The organism is Roseospira visakhapatnamensis (genome assembly GCF_014197915.1).
GTDB lineage: Bacteria > Pseudomonadota > Alphaproteobacteria > Rhodospirillales > Rhodospirillaceae > Rhodospira > Rhodospira visakhapatnamensis.
The window spans coordinates 53087-69401 of sequence record NZ_JACIGK010000017.1 but is presented as its reverse complement, the minus strand read 5'-3'; the positions used below and the strand labels follow the sequence as shown (position 1 = coordinate 69401).

The 16315-nt window shown below is 70.5% G+C and carries 17 protein-coding genes; 8 read left to right on the top strand and 9 right to left on the bottom strand.

What is annotated here, in order from left to right:
• Positions 1 to 42 precede the first annotated feature (42 nt).
• Entirely contained in the window at positions 43 to 1029 is a 987-nt protein-coding gene (locus GGD89_RS12085; RefSeq protein ID WP_184045572.1) for a GDP-L-fucose synthase family protein, read from the top strand.
• Between the two features lie 60 nt (positions 1030 to 1089).
• Here GGD89_RS12085 and GGD89_RS12080 read toward each other — a convergent pair whose 3' ends face one another.
• The 8 genes from GGD89_RS12080 to GGD89_RS12045 form a co-directional block, all read right to left on the bottom strand.
• A complete protein-coding gene (locus GGD89_RS12080; protein WP_184045570.1) occupies positions 1090 to 1668 on the bottom strand; it encodes a hypothetical protein in 579 nt (192 codons plus the stop codon).
• A gap of 118 nt (positions 1669 to 1786) precedes the next feature.
• The gene (queA, locus tag GGD89_RS12075; protein WP_184045568.1) at positions 1787 to 2839 is read right to left on the bottom strand and encodes a tRNA preQ1(34) S-adenosylmethionine ribosyltransferase-isomerase QueA; all 1053 of its coding nucleotides are present in this window, start codon (positions 2837 to 2839) and stop codon (positions 1787 to 1789) included.
• A 45-nt stretch (positions 2840 to 2884) separates the two neighbouring features.
• Complete coding sequence (locus GGD89_RS12070; protein ID WP_184045566.1) at positions 2885 to 3772, bottom strand: LysR family transcriptional regulator; 888 nt, start codon at positions 3770 to 3772, stop codon at positions 2885 to 2887.
• A 56-nt stretch (positions 3773 to 3828) separates the two neighbouring features.
• A complete protein-coding gene (locus GGD89_RS12065) occupies positions 3829 to 4722 on the bottom strand; it encodes a hypothetical protein (protein ID WP_184045564.1) in 894 nt (297 codons plus the stop codon).
• A 273-nt stretch (positions 4723 to 4995) separates the two neighbouring features.
• Positions 4996 to 7398, bottom strand: coding sequence for a putative bifunctional diguanylate cyclase/phosphodiesterase (locus GGD89_RS12060; RefSeq protein ID WP_184045562.1), 2403 nt, complete (start codon positions 7396 to 7398; stop codon positions 4996 to 4998).
• A gap of 236 nt (positions 7399 to 7634) precedes the next feature.
• On the bottom strand, positions 7635 to 8132 hold the full coding sequence (locus tag GGD89_RS12055) for a PaaI family thioesterase (protein WP_246423069.1): 498 nt from the start codon (positions 8130 to 8132) through the stop codon (positions 7635 to 7637).
• A gap of 118 nt (positions 8133 to 8250) precedes the next feature.
• Positions 8251 to 8772 (bottom strand): hypothetical protein, encoded by a 522-nt coding sequence (locus GGD89_RS12050; protein ID WP_184045560.1) that lies wholly within the window; start codon positions 8770 to 8772, stop codon positions 8251 to 8253.
• Positions 8769 to 9260 (bottom strand): EscU/YscU/HrcU family type III secretion system export apparatus switch protein, encoded by a 492-nt coding sequence (locus GGD89_RS12045; protein ID WP_184045558.1) that lies wholly within the window; start codon positions 9258 to 9260, stop codon positions 8769 to 8771. Before GGD89_RS12045 ends, GGD89_RS12050 begins: the two co-directional genes overlap by 4 nt.
• A 230-nt stretch (positions 9261 to 9490) precedes the next feature.
• Between GGD89_RS12045 and GGD89_RS12040 the strand changes: the two genes are divergently transcribed.
• The 7 genes from GGD89_RS12040 to GGD89_RS12010 all read left to right on the top strand — a co-directional run bounded on the left by GGD89_RS12040 (position 9491) and on the right by GGD89_RS12010 (position 16195).
• Positions 9491 to 9898, top strand: a complete 408-nt coding sequence (locus GGD89_RS12040) for a flagellar basal body rod protein FlgB (protein ID WP_184045556.1) — start codon at positions 9491 to 9493, stop codon at positions 9896 to 9898.
• A gap of 151 nt (positions 9899 to 10049) precedes the next feature.
• Positions 10050 to 10460: a flagellar basal body rod protein FlgC gene (gene flgC / locus GGD89_RS12035; RefSeq protein WP_184045554.1), complete on the top strand. Its 411-nt coding sequence runs from the start codon at positions 10050 to 10052 to the stop codon at positions 10458 to 10460.
• Positions 10461 to 10615: 155 nt separating this feature from the next.
• Positions 10616 to 10939, top strand: coding sequence for a flagellar hook-basal body complex protein FliE (gene fliE / locus GGD89_RS12030; RefSeq protein WP_184045552.1), 324 nt, complete (start codon positions 10616 to 10618; stop codon positions 10937 to 10939).
• 88 nt (positions 10940 to 11027) lie between these two features.
• Positions 11028 to 11294, top strand: a complete 267-nt coding sequence (gene fliQ, locus GGD89_RS12025; protein WP_184045550.1) for a flagellar biosynthesis protein FliQ — start codon at positions 11028 to 11030, stop codon at positions 11292 to 11294.
• Between the two features lie 64 nt (positions 11295 to 11358).
• Positions 11359 to 12120 carry a flagellar biosynthetic protein FliR gene (gene fliR / locus GGD89_RS12020; protein ID WP_184045547.1) on the top strand — a complete coding sequence of 254 codons (762 nt, stop codon included), beginning with the start codon at positions 11359 to 11361 and terminating at the stop codon, positions 12118 to 12120.
• A gap of 63 nt (positions 12121 to 12183) precedes the next feature.
• On the top strand, positions 12184 to 13251 hold the full coding sequence (gene flhB / locus GGD89_RS12015; protein ID WP_184045546.1) for a flagellar biosynthesis protein FlhB: 1068 nt from the start codon (positions 12184 to 12186) through the stop codon (positions 13249 to 13251).
• A 40-nt stretch (positions 13252 to 13291) separates the two neighbouring features.
• Positions 13292 to 16195: a PAS domain-containing hybrid sensor histidine kinase/response regulator gene (locus GGD89_RS12010; protein WP_184045544.1), complete on the top strand. Its 2904-nt coding sequence runs from the start codon at positions 13292 to 13294 to the stop codon at positions 16193 to 16195.
• On the opposite strand, the gene GGD89_RS12005 is transcribed toward GGD89_RS12010, so the two are convergent.
• On the bottom strand, positions 16115 to 16300 hold the full coding sequence (locus tag GGD89_RS12005; protein ID WP_184045542.1) for a PLDc N-terminal domain-containing protein: 186 nt from the start codon (positions 16298 to 16300) through the stop codon (positions 16115 to 16117). The genes GGD89_RS12010 and GGD89_RS12005 overlap by 81 nt on opposite strands.
• Positions 16301 to 16315 lie beyond the last annotated feature (15 nt).

Sequence of the window (16315 nt, the reverse complement as noted above, 5' to 3'; positions counted from 1 at the left end):
GCCTCGCTTGACCCCCGAGGCCCGGGCCCCCACTGTGCCGGCATGATCACCGCCGACTCGCCCAGACGCGCCCCCATCCTGTTCCCGTTCGCCGGAGCGCGCATCTGGGTGGCCGGGCATCGCGGCATGGTGGGCGCCGCCCTGGTGCGCCGCCTGGCGACCGAGGACTGCACCGTGCTCACGGCCGAGCGCCGTCACCTGGACCTTACCCGCCAGGCCGAGGTGGAGCAGTGGCTGGAGCACGAACGCCCCGACGCGGTGATCCTGGCCGCAGCCCGGGTGGGCGGCATCCACGCCAACGACAGCCGGCCCGCCGACTTCCTGTCCGACAACCTGGCCATCGCCCGGAACGTCATCGACGCCAGCGCCAGCCAGTGCGTGCGCAAGCTGCTGTTCCTGGGGTCGTCGTGCGTCTATCCCCGGGCGGCTCGCCAGCCGATGACCGAGGACGGCCTGATGACCGGCCCCCTGGAACCCACCTCGCAGTGGTACGCCGTCGCCAAGATCGCCGGCCTGATGCTCTGCCAGGCACACCGGCGCCAGCACGGGCACAACTTCATCTCGGTGACACCGACCAACCTGTACGGCCCCGGCGACTCGTACCACCCCACCGACAGCCACGCGCCCGCCGCCCTGCTGCGGCGCCTCCACGAGGCCAAGGTGTCCGGCGCCGAGACCGTCACGGTCTGGGGCACCGGCCGGCCGTTGCGCGAGTTCCTGTTCGTGGACGACCTGGCCGACGCCTGCGTGTTCCTGCTGCAACGCTATGCCGGCGAACGGACGATCAACGTCGGCACCGGTGTGGAGGTCAGCATCGGCGCCTTCGCCCGCGCGCTGGCCGAGGTGATCGGTTACGACGGGCGCCTGGTGTTCGACACCACCCGCCCCGACGGGTCCCCCCGCAAGCTGCTGGACAGCACGCGGCTGCGCGCCCTGGGCTGGCGGCCCCGGGTGTCCCTGCGCGAGGGGCTGGAGAGGACCTACGCCGACTTCCTGGCCGGTGGGGGGCGGCACCGGGACGCGTCGTGATCCGCGCGCGCCCGGCCCCCTTGGGGTCCCGCCGTCGGTGTCCGAGCCGCCGACCGGCCCTCAGAACGCCTTCAGGCCGTCCATGTCGATGGCCGCGAAATAGGCCTCCTTGTCCTCGACGGCGGCGGAGCCGGAGACCTGCACCAGGATCCGGTTGTTGATCAGCGCCTGGATCTCGCCGTCGTTGGTCAGCACGACCTTCTGTCCGTTGATGCGCTTCAGCGATCCCATGGCGCCCATCATGGTGGTGTTGGCGAACATGCCGGCCATGGCGTTGACCATGGGGTTGTCGGCCATCAGGTTGATCTCCACCCGCTCGCCGCCGCGCGCGTAGGCGGCATTGGCGGTCAGGCCGCCGCCCATCATGGCCGCGCCCAGGGCCTGGGTATCCCCGTCCTCGCGCGTCCAGCCGTCCATGGGGTCGGGCAGGAAGGCGGACAGCCCCTCGGCCTTCATCTGCGACAGGAGTTGACCGGCGTAGTCCAGTTCCTCCTTGGCGAGGTTGGTGTCCCCGGCCCGGTACGCCTCCAGCGCGGCGGCGATCGAATCCTCGATCTCGTCGGCCAGGGCCGGCGTGGAGGCCAGCGGCGCGGCGGCCAGGGTGGCGGCGAGAGCCAACACGGATGCAAAACGTGTCATGGACGTGTTCCTTTCCCCAATCGACGGTCCCGGGTCTGGTGGTCCGGGTTTTCGGTCGTGACGGCCTTGGCGCTCCCGCCCGATCCAGGCGGCAGGGTCCCCTGTCCGACCAAATCCGTCAAGAATCGACCGCGCCTTGCGATGCCCTGTCAAGCAGGCTGGCGTCACCGTAGCTGTAGAACCGGTAGCCGTCGGCGATGGCATGGGCATAGGCGGCGCGCATGGTCTCCAGGCCCGCGAACGCCGAGACCAGCATGAACAGGGTGCTGCGCGGCAGGTGGAAGTTGGTCAGCAGCCGGTCCACCACCCGGAACCGGTAGCCCGGCGTGATGAACAGCGCGGTTCCCCCCTGGAACGGCCGCAGCGTGCCGTCGGGCGCGACGGCGCTTTCCAGCAGGCGGAGCGCGGTGGTGCCCACGGCGACGACGCGCCCGCCGCGTGCCCGGGTCTCGGCGACGGCGGCGGCGGCGGCGGCGCTCACCGTGCCGTCCTCGCGGTGCATGACATGGTCGTCGGTGTCGTCCGCCTTGACCGGCAGGAACGTTCCCGCGCCCACGTGCAGGGTCACGGTCGTCCGCGCCACCCCGCGCGCGTCCAGCGCGGCCAACAGGTCCTCCGTCAGGTGCAGCCCGGCGGTGGGCGCGGCCACGGCCCCCTCCGCGCGGGCGTAGACGGTCTGGTAGTCGGACCGGTCGCGCGCGTCGTCCGGCCGTTTGATGTAGGGCGGCAGGGGCACGTGGCCGTGTGCCTCCAGCGCCGCCACCAGCGCCCCGCCCCCCCGGTCGAAGCGCACGGTGACCTGCCCGCCCTCTCCCTTGGCGACGCACACGGCCCGGAAGCCATCCTCGGCGAGGTCCACCGCCACCCCCGGGCGCAGCTTGCGGGCCGGCCGGGCGAAGGCATCCCAGGTGTCGTCCGCCACCCGCCGGTGCAGCATCAGTTCGACCGTCCCCGCCCCGACACGCCCGAACAGCCGCGCGGGGATCACGCGGGTGTCGTTGAGCACCAGCAGGTCCCCGGGATCCAGCAGGTCGGGCAGATCCCGGACGCCCCGGTCGGTCAGGCCCCCACCGGCGCCCACGCACAGCAGGCGGGCGGCGTCGCGGGGGTCCACCGGGCGGGACGCGATACGGGCCTTGGGCAGGTCGAAGTCGAACAGATCCACGCGCATGGTCGGCCGGGCTCTGAAGAGTGGCAGGGGGGGCGGGATCGTGCGTCAGTCGCCGGCGTTCGTCCAGTCGAACCGCTCGGCCAGGGCAACGACGGCGCGCACCGGCGGCGAGAACCGGCGCCCGGCCACGCTCACCAGGCTGATGGTGCGCCGAACGCTGGGCTCCACCAGCGGCCGGGTGTGGATGCCCGGCATGATGGGCAGGAACTCGGGCATCACCGCGCAGCCCATGCCGGCCAGGATCATGGCCTGGATCCAGTCCTCGCGCTCGCTTTCATAACGCACGCGAAGCGCCAGGTCCTCGGTCTCGGGATGCAGGGCGGCCATGTACTCGGGATACTCGCAGTTCGCGCGATTGAGATAGTCCTCGCCGTCCAGGGCCCGCAGCGGCACCTGATCCAGGTCGGCGAAGCGGTGGCGAGCCCCGAACCCCACCACGTAGCGCTCGCCGTACAGCGCGCGGACGTCCAGTCGTTCCGGGTACCGTGGCAGGGCCAGCAACGCCAGATCCAGCGCGCCCTGGAGCATATGGTCGAGGATGTAGTCGCCCGGCCCCTCGCGGAGGCTGACCTCGATGGTGGGGATCTCCTGTTCCAGGCTCTGAAAGAAGCCGATCAGCCGGCGCGGCCCGATGGTGCACATGACCCCCAGGGTCAGCGGCGCCTTCTCCAGCCGCTGGAAGCTCCGCGCCTCGACGCGGGCGGCACTGCTGGCCGCCATGACCGCCTCCAGGTGCGGCTTCATCAGAAGGCCCAGGTCGGTGAGGTGCGTGAGGGTCCGTTCGCGGCGGAACAGCTGGCCCCCCAGTTCCTCCTCCAGCTTGCGGATGGCCTTGGTCAGCGCCGGCTGGGAGACATTGCAGATCTCGGCGGCGCGCGTGAAGTTCAGGCAGTCGGCCAGCGCCAGGAAGTAGCGGACCTGATGCATTTCCATGGGTCGGCCTCACCGGGTCGGGACGGGACTCCGGGCTCGGCGCGGCCCCGCCCCCGTCACGCGCCGACCGGACGGCCGGGCGCCGGCCGGCGGGGATCGGCCTTGCGCCACAGGCGCGGCAGGCCGTGGATGTCCTCGCCCGGAAACAGATAGGGACGGAACTCCAGCACGAACCCCAACTGGGTCAGGGTGCGGTCCAGATCCTGGTGCAGCGGCGCGTCGGCCGTATCGCGCACATAGAGCCCCCCGCCGGTGGCCAGGCAGCGGTGGAACAGCGGCAGCATGTGGCGCAGCAGGCGCGGCGACAGGCGCGGCAGCACATCGACGCAGACGATCATGTCGAAAAAGCCGGGCGGCAGCAGATCGAACCGCCAGGTGGGCAGGTGGTAGATGCCGGAACGCTCGTTGATCGCGAAATCGCGCGCCTCGGCCATGTAATCATGCAGGGGCAGGACGCTGGAGCGCTGGAAGTAGTCGGCCTGGGCCACATAGGCGGCCTCGTCCGACTCCAGGGCGCAGTACACGAGGCCCGGCACCTCCTGGCACCAGATGTTCACCTGGCGCCCGCACCCGGGATGGAAATCCAGCAGCCGGCGCGTGGTCCAGCGGGGCGGCCGGGGATACAGATCCTGGAACCGATAGTCCTCGGCGTTGCGGATGTCGACCGGCAGCGGCCCGTCCGGCAGCGTCTCCAGCAGGCCGTCGCGGACCAGGCTTTCCAGCACCAGCCGGGTGACGGCGTGGCTCTGAGCGGCGCGCGCCGGGTCGGCGCTGGCGTACAGCGGCGCGGGCGTATGCGCCGGATCCACCAGCCAGCGGGCCAGATCCAGCGCCTCCACGTCCACCGCCGCCTGATCGTCGCCCCCCGGCGCGATCCACGGCGCGATGCCGGGCGGCAGGGACCGGAGGTCGTTCTTGCGGCGCTGGCGAAACTGATCGGGCGTGATCACGGGGGGGCTCGCATCGTCATGGAGAGGCGCGGGGGTCCGCCCGCTCACCTTCTCCCCTATCGCATCCGCGCCCACTTGGCAAATCCCCCAGGGCAAATCCCCCAGGGCATGGCCACGGCTCCGAGGTCGGATGGATGATCCATGACGCTCCCCTGCGCCGAGGGAGGGTCTTCGCGGTCCACGGACACGCGGACCACACGGACCCGGCCAACATCAAGGGCTCGCACACGTCCGCCGCCGGTCTCGTGCCGGCGGCCCGGGGCCGCGTGCGCCTCAACTCGCCACGCCCAGCAGATACCCTTGCGCCACCCGGCACCCGCAGGCGCGCACGACCGCTAGCTGAGCCTCCGTCTCCACGCCGTCGGCCACCACCTCCATGTCCAGGTCGTGGCCCAGGGACACCAGCGCCCGGATGATGGCCACCGAGGCGTCCTGCCTGGGCGCGTCGCGCACCAAGCCCCTGTTGATCTTGAGGATGGTGGCGGGCACGCGCCGCAGGTCGCCCAGCGCCACCCGCCCGGCGCCGAAGCCGTCGATGGCGATGCCCACGCCCAGGGCGCGCAGGTCCGTCAAGGTCCGCATCGCCTCGTCCTGGCTGGGATCGACGCTGTTGGCGGACAGTTCCAGCACCAGGCCCCGGGGCGACAGGTCGTGCCGGCCCAGGGCGTCGCGCACCAGGCCGACGAGGTCCTGGCCGATCAGGTGCCGGGTGCTGAGATTGACCGCCACGACACTCAGCGCCGCCCCGTCGCCGCGCCCCCGCGCCAGGGCCTCGCAGGCGGTGCGCAGCACCCAGGCGTCGAGCCGCGCGAACAGGGTGCCGGAGTCGGCCAGGTGAATGAACTCCTCGGCGCGAATGGTGCCACGCTGCGGATGGACCCAGCGGATCAGGGCTTCGTGGCGCACCTGGGACCCGGACTCCAGGTCCACCTGGGGCTGGTAGACCAGCCGCAGTTGATCGGCGAAGATCGCCTCGCGAAAGGCTTGGGTCATGTCCATGGAGTCGGCCGCCTGGCGATGCTGGTCGCCGTTCAGGAAGGCGGACCGGCCGCCGCCCGCCGTCTTGGCCTGGTACATGGCGGCGTCGGCCTTGCCCAGCAGGCCATGCAGATCGGTGCCGTCGTCGGGATAGAGGGCGATGCCGATGCTCACGCCGACGAACACCTTGCCCACGCTGGTCTGGAACGGCTGGCGGAAGCGCTCCAGGACACGGTCGGCCAGATCCTCCACCTGGGCGCGGCCGGCGGGATTGTGCATGACGACCACGAACTCGTCGCCGCCCAGGCGCCCGACGGTGTCCGACTCGCGCACCATCTGCTTCAGCCCCCGGGCCACGGCCTGCAACAGGGAATCGCCGGCGCCATGCCCCTTGGCGTCGTTGACGGCCTTGAAGCCGTCCAGGTCCAGGAACAGAAGGGCGACCTTCTGGTCGGAGCGATGGGCGATGCGCAGCAACTGGTCCGCCCGGTCTTCCAGCAGACGCCGGTTCGGCAGTCCCGTGAGGGTATCGAAGTAGGCCAGCCGGACCACGCGGTGCCGCATGCCGTTGATGGCGTTGGCCAGATCGCCCAGTTCATCCCGGCGACCGGTTTCGATCAGGCTGTCGGTCAGATCGCCGGTGCTGGTCACCGCGCGGATGTGCGTGGCCAGATCCACAAGGGGCGTCAGCACCATGCGCCGCACCACGGCCAGACTGGCCAGGATCGCCAGCAGGCTCGCGCCGGCCATGACGGCCAGCCCGATCCCGAGCGCCCGCCAGCCGATCGGCGTCACTTGCTTCGGGATCTCCGCCCGCAGGAGAGCCAGGGGCGCGCCGGAGACGTCGTCCAGGACCGCGACGGCCCGCAGGGTGTCCGGGGTAGGCCCCGGCACGACGGTGATGTCGGTGCCGGACCCACCGTGCCCGTCACGCGCCGTCGACGCCGCCGGGCCGCCGGCGGGCGGATCCGTGCCCACGGCCGGTCGCAGGGTGACGGTCAGCCCGGACCGGGCGGGGGTCGCCGCGCCGACGACGTCGGACAGCCATCGCCCCATGGCCAGCGCGCCGCCGGACGCGGCCCCGGCCTCTCCGGCCGTCAGCGGCCACCGCGCCACCATCATCGGGCCGCGCGCCGTGCCGATCAGCCCGCGCACAGCCGCGCCGTCCCCCTCGGCGACCAGCGCGCGCAGGGCCTCCAGCGGGTCGCCGCCCGGCCACGACGGGGCGTCCCCGGCCGCACCGCCGATGGGGACACCGACGGGGGGGCCGCCCGTGCCGTCCCAGGCCCTCGCGCCCTCGGCATCGGCGACCGCCAAGGCGGCGATGCCGGCCGCCACCAGCGATGAGGGAAGCCCCTGGGGCGCGCCATCGACGCCACCGCGGGGTCGCGCCGCCCGGTCCGCGACCAGCCCGTCGAGCGCCACCATCTCCCGGTCCAGAGCCGCGACAACCTGGTGGAGGCGATCCGCCGCGCGCATCCGGTCCAGCGCCGCGACCTGGGGCGCGACCCCCAGGAGCAGCACCAGCGTAACGATGCCCAGGGCCACCCCCAGAAGAACGGTGGAGACCAGCACCGCTTTGATTTGGACCGACACACCGCGTTTCGTCACGCCGTCCACCCGCATCGACGGCGGCGCGCTCAGGCGCGCCCCGTCCGCATGCTCATGTCGCGGTCCCACATCATGAATGGTGTGCATCGTCGATCCCGACAGAGGCCGGTGGATCCCCCCCTCTGCCTCACCTCATGGCACCAGAGCCCCACCTGAGATAGCATAACGTGAAAGTCCACAATTACAAAACACCCTTACGACCGAACGATGACAGTGTGCCATATCCGGCCGCCGCCGCGTCATGGTCTTCATGCTGTCGGGTGCATGGCGGGGATGCGGGCCGACCACGGACTGCAACGGCCATTCTCAATGACCGGTTGATCTTACCCGGACGCAACCGCCATGCGCATCATGGTTGCCTGCATCAGCGCCACGGCCTTGCGCCGGCCGTCCGCCTCGGCGAACACCGTGGCCTGCACCACCACGATGGTCCGCCCCGCCCGTTGCACCTCGGCCCGCGCCAGGAAACGCTCGCCCACCGCCGGCGCCAGGAGGTTGTGCTTGAACTCGATGCTGAGCACGTCGCTGTCCGCCGGCATGAGCGAGTAGGCCGCGTATCCGGCGGCGCTGTCCGCCAGGGCGGCGGTCACCCCGGCGTGGAGGAACCCGTTCTGCTGGCACAGGTCGGCGCGATAGGGCAGCAGCAGGTCACAGCGCCCGGGCGCGACCGTCCCCAGGCGAACCCCCAGGGTGGCCATGAACGACTGGCGGACGAAGCTGTCGCGGATGCGCGTGGCGAAGTCGGGATCGACGGGCACGAAGGTCGGCGTATCGATGGGACCGAAGCCCGACTCGTCGGTGGGTGTGGTGGTGTCCATCATGACGGGGCGTGTCTCCGGCGTCGATTGAATATACGGAACCGTATACTCTGGTGCCGAAGCGGTCAAGGCGGCTCCTCGGGATGAGGGGCGCGCGCCCTGGGCACGACCCGAAAAACGGTCAGCGGTTTGAGTCGGACGACCTCCTGAGACCCTTTGGCGGGGGATCCTCCGTGGGGGACTCCTCCGAAGGGGTCTCGTCGGCCGGCGGATGATCCGGGGCGGCGGGGTCCCCGGAATCGCCGGGCGCCGCCGCCGCGCGGCCGGCGCTGGTATAGGCCGAGGAAACCACGCCGGCCGGCGGCGCGTCGGTGAACCGCCGCATGGGCGTGATGCCGGCGGGACCTCGCCACAGCCAGGCCCGGGCCTCCATGAAGTCGCGGCTCGCCGTTTCCAGGCCGTCCAGCGCCGCCACCAGCGTTTCCAGGGACGGCGCGAAGGCCCGCGCCTGGGCGGCCGGCAGCGCGGCGATGCCTTCGCACAGGTCCGCGACCTGCCGGTCCAGGCCCGTGAGGTCCACGGCCTGGCGGTCCTGAATCAGCCGGTGGGCGGTGGTGACCACGCTCAACAGCTTCTTCAAGGCGTCGGACAGGTCCTCCGGCGAGGGCGGGGGGACCGACTGGGGTGGGTCTGGCGTGATCATGCTCCCTCCCGATGATGCCCCTCGGCGCCGGGCGACTCGTCCTCGTCGACGGCGTCGTCCTCACCCAGCGCCACCCGCAACGAACGCCGGAACACCGCCGCGTCGTCCTCGTCCACCCCCTCCTCTCCCGGGCCGGGTGGAGCGTCCAGGGCCAGGCGGCCGTTGGCGCGATAGACATAGCTCAGGATCTCGGCGACGGCCGCCAGCGCTTCCAGGGGGATTTCACTGTCCAGGTCAATGGCGGCCAAAATCTGGACGAGGTCCGCGTCCTCGCGCACCTTGATGTCGTTGGCGAAGGCCAGGGCGACAATCTGCTCGGCGATACCGCCCCGGCCCTTGGCCAGCACCGTGGGCGCGCGGCCCGCCTCCGGGTCGTACCCCAGGGCCACGGCCACGGTCTCGGTGCCGGCGGCGGAGGCGTCGCGGGTCTCGTCTGGTCCGGGCCGCGACCCGTCGCGCGCGCCGCCGGACGGTGAGAAGCAAGCCATGATCGGCGTCATCCGTCGTGACGGCCAGGGATCCTTAGAGTGATGCCATGAGAGCCATGAAGAGTCGGTTAAGCGCGGCCCGCGCGGGATGCTGGACCGCGCGCTTTACCGAATGTTAAACGCGTCGGCGGAATCATGGTTCCCGTGGTCGTATGGGTGACGGCCGCCGTGTGCCGGATCGACCGCCGCTTCTTCGACCCACCGCCTCACCCGACCCTGGGGACCGGATCATGGACCTGAGCAAGATGCCGCTGTTCCAGATGGCCCAGACGCGCATGCAGTGGGCGGCGGAGCGCCAACGCGTGCTGGCGGAGAACCTCGGCAACATCGACACCCCGGACTACCGCGCCAAGGACATCGAGGCCCCGGACTTCGCGCGCCTGGCCACCCAGGCGGCGCAGCCGGTGCGCACCACCATGACCCACCCCGACCACCAGCCCGGCACCCTGGACGGACGCGGTACGTTCGACGCCCGCACCGACCGGCGCCCGTACGAGACCTCGCTGGACGGCAACCAGGTGGTGCTGGAGGAACAGATGCAGAAGGTGGGCGAGACACGCTCGCGCTACATGCTGGCCGCCAACGTGTTCGAGAAGCACATCAAACTGCTGACGATCGCGCTCGGCAAGCAGCAGTAGGCGGGCGGACCGCCGGGACCGTGACCGCGGACCGGTTTGAGGGCGGGACGACGTGACGACCGAGGGAGAAGGGCACACGGAGGGAACGGTGGATCGCCGCGCCCTCGGACGCAGGGCGGCGGACACGCGCCACCGGACGGGACGACCGGAGATGGATGAACTCAGCAAGACCCAGCGTGTCGCCGTCGCGGCGATGAAGGCCCAGGCCGAACGTCTGCGCGTGATCGCCCAGAACCTGGCCAACGTGGATTCGGTGGGGCAGACGCCGGGCGAACAGCCCTACCGGCGCCAGCTCATCAGCTTCCGCAACGAGATGGACCGCCAGTTGGGCACCGACACGGTGACCGTGCATCGGGTGTTCGACGACATGAGCCCCTTCCCGAAGCGGCACGACCCCTCGCATCCGGCGGCGGACGCCGACGGCTATGTCCAGACGCCCAACGTCAACCCGCTGATCGAGGTGATGGACATGCGCGAGGCCCAGCGGTCCTACGAAGCCAACATGACCGTCATCGGCGCCGCCCGGGAGATGTCCAAGCGCACCCTGGAGTTGATCCGGTAAGGCGCGTCATGGCCATGGCCTCCCCCCTCGCATCCGCGTTCGCACCCGGATCGGGGGGACGACCTGCCGTTCCGTCGTCTGGTGCCGGGCCCGAGTCTCCGTGTCGGGCGCCATGATACCAGGGAGTTAAGACACCAGGGACCAAGGAAGCCCCGATGACCGACGTCTCCTTCTCCAACGCCGTTGCCGCCTACAAGGCGGCCGCCCGCGCCCCGGGCGACATCCTGCCCGAGGCCGGCAACGCCGGCGCCGACGGGGGCGACTCCAGCTTCGCCGCCATGGTCAAGCAGGCGGTGCGCACCACCGTGGACACCAACCGCGTCGGCGAGCGCATGAGCATGCGGGCGCTGGAGGGCAAGGCCGACCTCCGCGACGTGATGATGGCCGTCAACAACGCCGAGGTGACGTTGCAGACCATGGTCTCGGTCCGCGACCGCATGGTGAACGCCTACCAGACCATCCTGCGGATGCCGCTCTAGTGCAGCGACGCATTCAAGGGATTCCCTCTTGAATGCAAACGTCGCTGCACAAAACATTGTTTCTAGCGCAGCGACTGTAAGAGCCACCATGGACGAAACCCAAATCCTTGATGTCGCGCGGGACGGCATCCTGACCATGGTGGTGGTGACGGCGCCGGTGCTGCTGACCGGTCTGGTGGTGGGGCTGACCATCTCGGTGTTCCAGACCCTGACCCAGATCCAGGAAATGACCCTGGTCTTCGTGCCCAAGATCCTGGCGGTGTTCGTCTCGTTGCTGTTCTTCCTGCCGTTCATGATCGGCAAGATGACGGAACTCATGAACCGGATCATGGACATCATCATCGGCCTGCCGTGAGGCGTGTCTCGCGTGGCGGCCCCGGCCGCCCGCGCCCGTCCGTCCGACCAGGGGAGCGCGGACCATGCTGTCCACCATCGTCGGGTACGGCGTGTTCGCCTACCTCCTGGTCTTCACCCGGCTGGGCATGGCGGTGCTGCTGATGCCGGCCTTCAGCGTCGCCTACCTGAACACCCAGGTCCGGCTGGCCCTCGCCCTCACCCTGGCGCTGGTGATCACCCCGCTGGTGGCCTCATCACTGCCCGCCGAACAGCCGCGCGGCGGGGCGCTGGCGCTGCTGGTGGTCTCCGAGGTGCTGATCGGCGCCTTCGTCGCCATGGTGATGCAGGCCCTGCACGCCGCCCTGCATCTGGGCGGCACGGCCATCGGCTTCGCCAGCGGGTTGATGAACGCCCGCGCCTTCGACCCCACGACCTCGCAAAGCGGCGCCATGGTGCTGACGTTCCTGACCCTGCTGGCGACGGTGCTGATCTTCTTCCTGGACCTTCACCACCTGATGATCGAGGCGGTGGTGGACAGCTACCGCCTGATCCCGCCGGGCCAGTTGCCCGAGATGGGAGACCTGGTGGCGTACCTGACCACGTTGCTGTCGGGATCATTCCGGATTGGCTGGCAATTGGCGGCGCCGTTCTTGCTGTTCAACCTGATTTTCTTTGTGTCCCTGGGAATCATGGCGCGCCTGATGCCGCAGATGAACGTGTTTTTCGTGGGCTTGCCCTTGCAGATCCTGGTCGGGCTGGGCATTTTGTTCGTTACTCTTCCCGCGTTGATGCTGACGTTTCTTCGGTACTACGAGGCCGGCCTGATCGCGTTCATGACTCTCTGAGGACCCGTCCGTCCCCCCGGCGCGCCGCGCGCGCCGCGACGGACCGCACACCGGACCGAGGCGATGGCCGAAGAAGACAAGGCATCGAAAACCGAGGATCCCACCCAAAAGCGCCTGGCCGATGCCCGCGAGGAGGGCAACGTCGCCAATTCGCGCGAGGTGTCCCATTTCACCATGCTGCTCGGCGCGGTGATCTTCGTGGCCACGATGATGCCCTGGGCGGCGGACCGCATCGCCGCGCACCTGGCCCAGTTCCTGGCCCAGGCGGCGCGCCTGCGCCTGGAGCCCGAGGCCATGTCCCTCGGGCTGGTGAACATCGTCACGACCCTGGCGCCCTACCTGACGCTGCCGCTGCTCCTGTTCATCCTCATGGGGCTCGTCGGCCAGTTGAGTCAGGTGGGCCTGTTGTTCACCACCAAGCCCCTGCAACCAAAGATGGAGAAAATCAGCCCGATCTCCGGCCTCAAGCGCATGTTCTCGATCAAGCAGGTGCTGGAGGCGGTCAAGGGGATCTTCAAGATCGCCCTGGTGGCCGTCATCGCCGGTATCGTCCTGTTGCCGGTCATCGAGGCCCCGCACCATCTGGTCGATCAGGACATTCTGGTCACCCTGGACGAGTTCCATACCGCGCTGGTCATTCTGCTGGTGGGCGTGGTTCTGGTGATGGTCATCATCACGCTGCTGGATGTGATCTACACGCGCCACAAATATCAAGAAGACCTGAAGATGACCAAACAGGAGGTCAAGGACGAACACAAGAACATGGAGGGCGACCCGCTGGTCAAGCGCCGCATCCAGCAGCTGCGCGTGGACCGCAGCCGTCAACGCATGATGCAGGCGGTGCCCGAGGCCGACGTGGTGATCACCAACCCGACCCATGTCGCCGTCGCCCTGAGCTACAAGATGGAGACCATGAGCGCCCCGCGGCTGGTCGCCAAGGGGCAGGACCACCTGGCCAAGCGCATCCGGGCGCTGGCCGAGGAACACGAGGTCCCCATCGTCGAAAACCCGCCGTTGGCGCGCGCGCTTCATGCCAGCGTTGACCTGGATCAGGAAATCCCGCCCGAACACTATCAGGCGGTGGCCGAGGTCATCGGCTATGTCATGCGCCTCAAGAAGACGCTTCATTAGGGAACCGGCCCCCTGGCTGTTGGGGGCCGGGCACGTCGCGATGCTGCTGGCGCTGGTCGGGGACCATCCGGCGGTGGCGCCCTATTTGCCCCTGAGCGAGGAGGCCGTGCCGGCCCTGGCCGGCCTGGGCGTGACGCTCGGCCTGGTGGCCCTGGTGAGCATGGCGCGGCGCCTGACCCGGTCTCGCGAGATCGCCACCCGGGGCCGCGCCCTGGCCCTGGCCCTGCGCGACGAGACCGAGGCTCACCTGTTGGCCGACCAGAGCGGGCGGGTCCTGTTCGTCAACGTGGCGGGGGCGCGCCTGTGGCCGGGCCTCGATCCGCTGGCCGACATGGCCACGCGCCACGACACCATGAGCACCCTGGCCGGCGCGGAAACCGGGATCGGCCCGCTGGACCGGCTGCGCGCCGCCGCCGACAGCGGGTACGCGGAGACCCTGGCCGTGCCCCTCCGCCCGCTCCACGCGCCGGCGGCCGGCGAAGACAGCGCGCCGCCGGCCCTGGCCGAGCCGGAGTGGTGGGAGATCTCGGTGCGTCCCCCGGGGTGCGGCGACGCGGGCACCGGCCCCGACCGGGGCCTGCGCCTGTGGGTGGCGACGGACATCACGGCGCGCCGGGCCATCGACGAGGTCCTGACCCGGGAACGCGAGGCGCTGTCCGATTTCCTCTATTTCCTGCCGGTCGGCCTGTACACGGCCGACGCCGAGGGGCGGTTGCGCTTCGTCAACCAGCGCATGGCGCGCTGGCTCAACCGCGCCCCCGAGGATCTGGCCGGAACCTCGCTCTCGACGCTGATCGACGGCGGTCCGCCCCCCCTGGAGGACGGGGACTGGCGGGGCGAGTTGCGCTTCCTCTCGGCTGGTGGACAGGCGTTCACCGCCGTCGTCAGCCAGGCGACCTACGACGACGATGGCGCGCTGCTGACCCGCGCCGTGGTGTTGCGCGATGCCGTGGAGGCCCCGGCGGCGGGAAGCCCCGGCGCCGCCGAGGGCGGGTCCTGGCGCTGGGACCGCCGCTTCCGCTGGCTGTTCGACGGCGCCCCGGTGGGGATCGCCCTGACCGACCCGGAGGGCCGCCTGACGGACTGCAACCGCGCGCTGGAAACGCTGCTGGGACAGCGCCGCAAGGATCTGGTGGACCAGTCCCTGGTGGCGCTGCTCGCCGACGTCGATCGCGCCATGGTGGCCCGGGCCATGGACCAGGTGCTGTCGGGCGCGGTGACCGGGGGCGTGCGGCTGGACGTGACCCTGGCCCCCACGACGTCCGGGCGGAGCGCCGAGGCCGGGGGACCCGACGGGCGGGTCACCGCCGACCTGTACCTGGGACCGATGGGCGGCCGCGACAGCGGCACCCGGGACGGATCCCGGACGGAGTCACGGCCCGGCCCCGCCGCCGTGGTCGAGGGCGTGGTCGCCCACCTGATCGACACCACCGAACAGCGCAGCCTGGAACGGCAGTTCGCCCAGGCCCAGAAGATTCAGGCCATGGGCCAACTGGCGGGCGGCGTCGCCCACGACTTCAACAATCTTCTGACGGCCATGATCGGCTTTTCGGACCTGCTCCTTCAACGGCACGGCGCCGGCGACCCGTCGTTCGCCGACATCATGCAGATCCGCCAGAACGCCAATCGCGCCGCCAATCTGGTCCGGCAGTTGCTCGCCTTCTCCCGGCGCCAGCCCCTGCAACCGCGCCTGCTGGACGTGGGGGCGGCGCTGTCCGAACTCTCCCACCTGCTGCGGCGCCTGCTGGGCGAGACCATCGATCTGCAACTGGTGCACGGCCGCGACGTGGACACCGTGCGCGTCGATCCGGGCCAGTTCGACCAGGTCATCATCAACCTCGCCGTCAACGCCCGCGACGCCATGCCCGGGGGCGGCACCCTGACCATCAGCACGCGCCTGGCCGCCCTCGCCGACCCGGTGGAGCGCGGCGCGGAAACCATGCCCGCCGGCACCTACGTGGTGATCGACGTCCGCGACACCGGCAAGGGGATCGACGACTCCGCGCTGGCGCGCATCTTCGAACCCTTCTTCACCACCAAGCACGGCTCCGCCGTGGGCGCCGGGACAGGTCTGGGACTCTCCACGGTGTACGGCATCCTGCGCCAGACCGGCGGCTTCATCGCCGTGGAGTCCGCCGTCGGACGGGGCACCTGCTTCACCATTCACCTGCCGCGCGCGGTCTCCAACGGCGCGGCGACGGAGGACGCGGCCGAGGCCGGCAAGCTGGCGGCGGCCCTGGACTCCTCGGCTCCCGAGGCGCGCGAGCCCCGCCCCGACACGGGCGCCGGCGCGGCGGCCGGCATGGGCATGGGAACCGCCACGGCGATGGCCACCGATCCGCTGGCCGGGGGCGGCCAGGGGACCGCGCCCGCCACGTCGGCATCGGCACCGGCCCCGCCGCGCGCGGGCGGCTCGGGACCCGTCGAGGAGGTCCAGGACCTGTCCGGCGCCGAAACCATCCTGCTGGTGGAAGACGAGGACGCGGTGCGCATCTTCGCCGCGCGGGCCTTGCGCAACAAGGGCTACGCGGTGCTGGAGGCGCATTCGGGCGAGGGCGCGCTCGACCTGCTGCGCGACACCCGGGGGCTCGCGCTGCTGATCACCGACATGGTGATGCCGGGCATGGACGGCGCCACCCTGGCACGGCTGGCGCGGGTGGAACGGCCCGACCTGCGGGTGATCATGATCTCCGGCTACTCCGAGGACATGGCGCGCGGCGACATCCTGGAACAGCCCAACATCCGCTTCCTGTCCAAGCCGTTCAGCCTCAAGCGCCTGGCGGAGACGGTCAAGCAGGTGCTGGCGGAGTCCGAGGATCCGGAGCCCCGGGGGTCCGGCCCGCGTGGGGCCGGCGCGGCGGGCTCAGCGGGCGGAGCGCGGCCCCAGGAAGAGCCACAGGAGGAATCCGAGCAACGGCAGGAACAGCAGCACCGCGACCCATAGCGCCTTGCCCAGGGGCGACGCCGTGCTGCCCAGGACATGAATGGCCGCCCACAGGAACAGCACCAGACTCAGCAGGCCGAACAGACCAAGCTCCAATCCAAACATCCGTCTTGTCCTTCT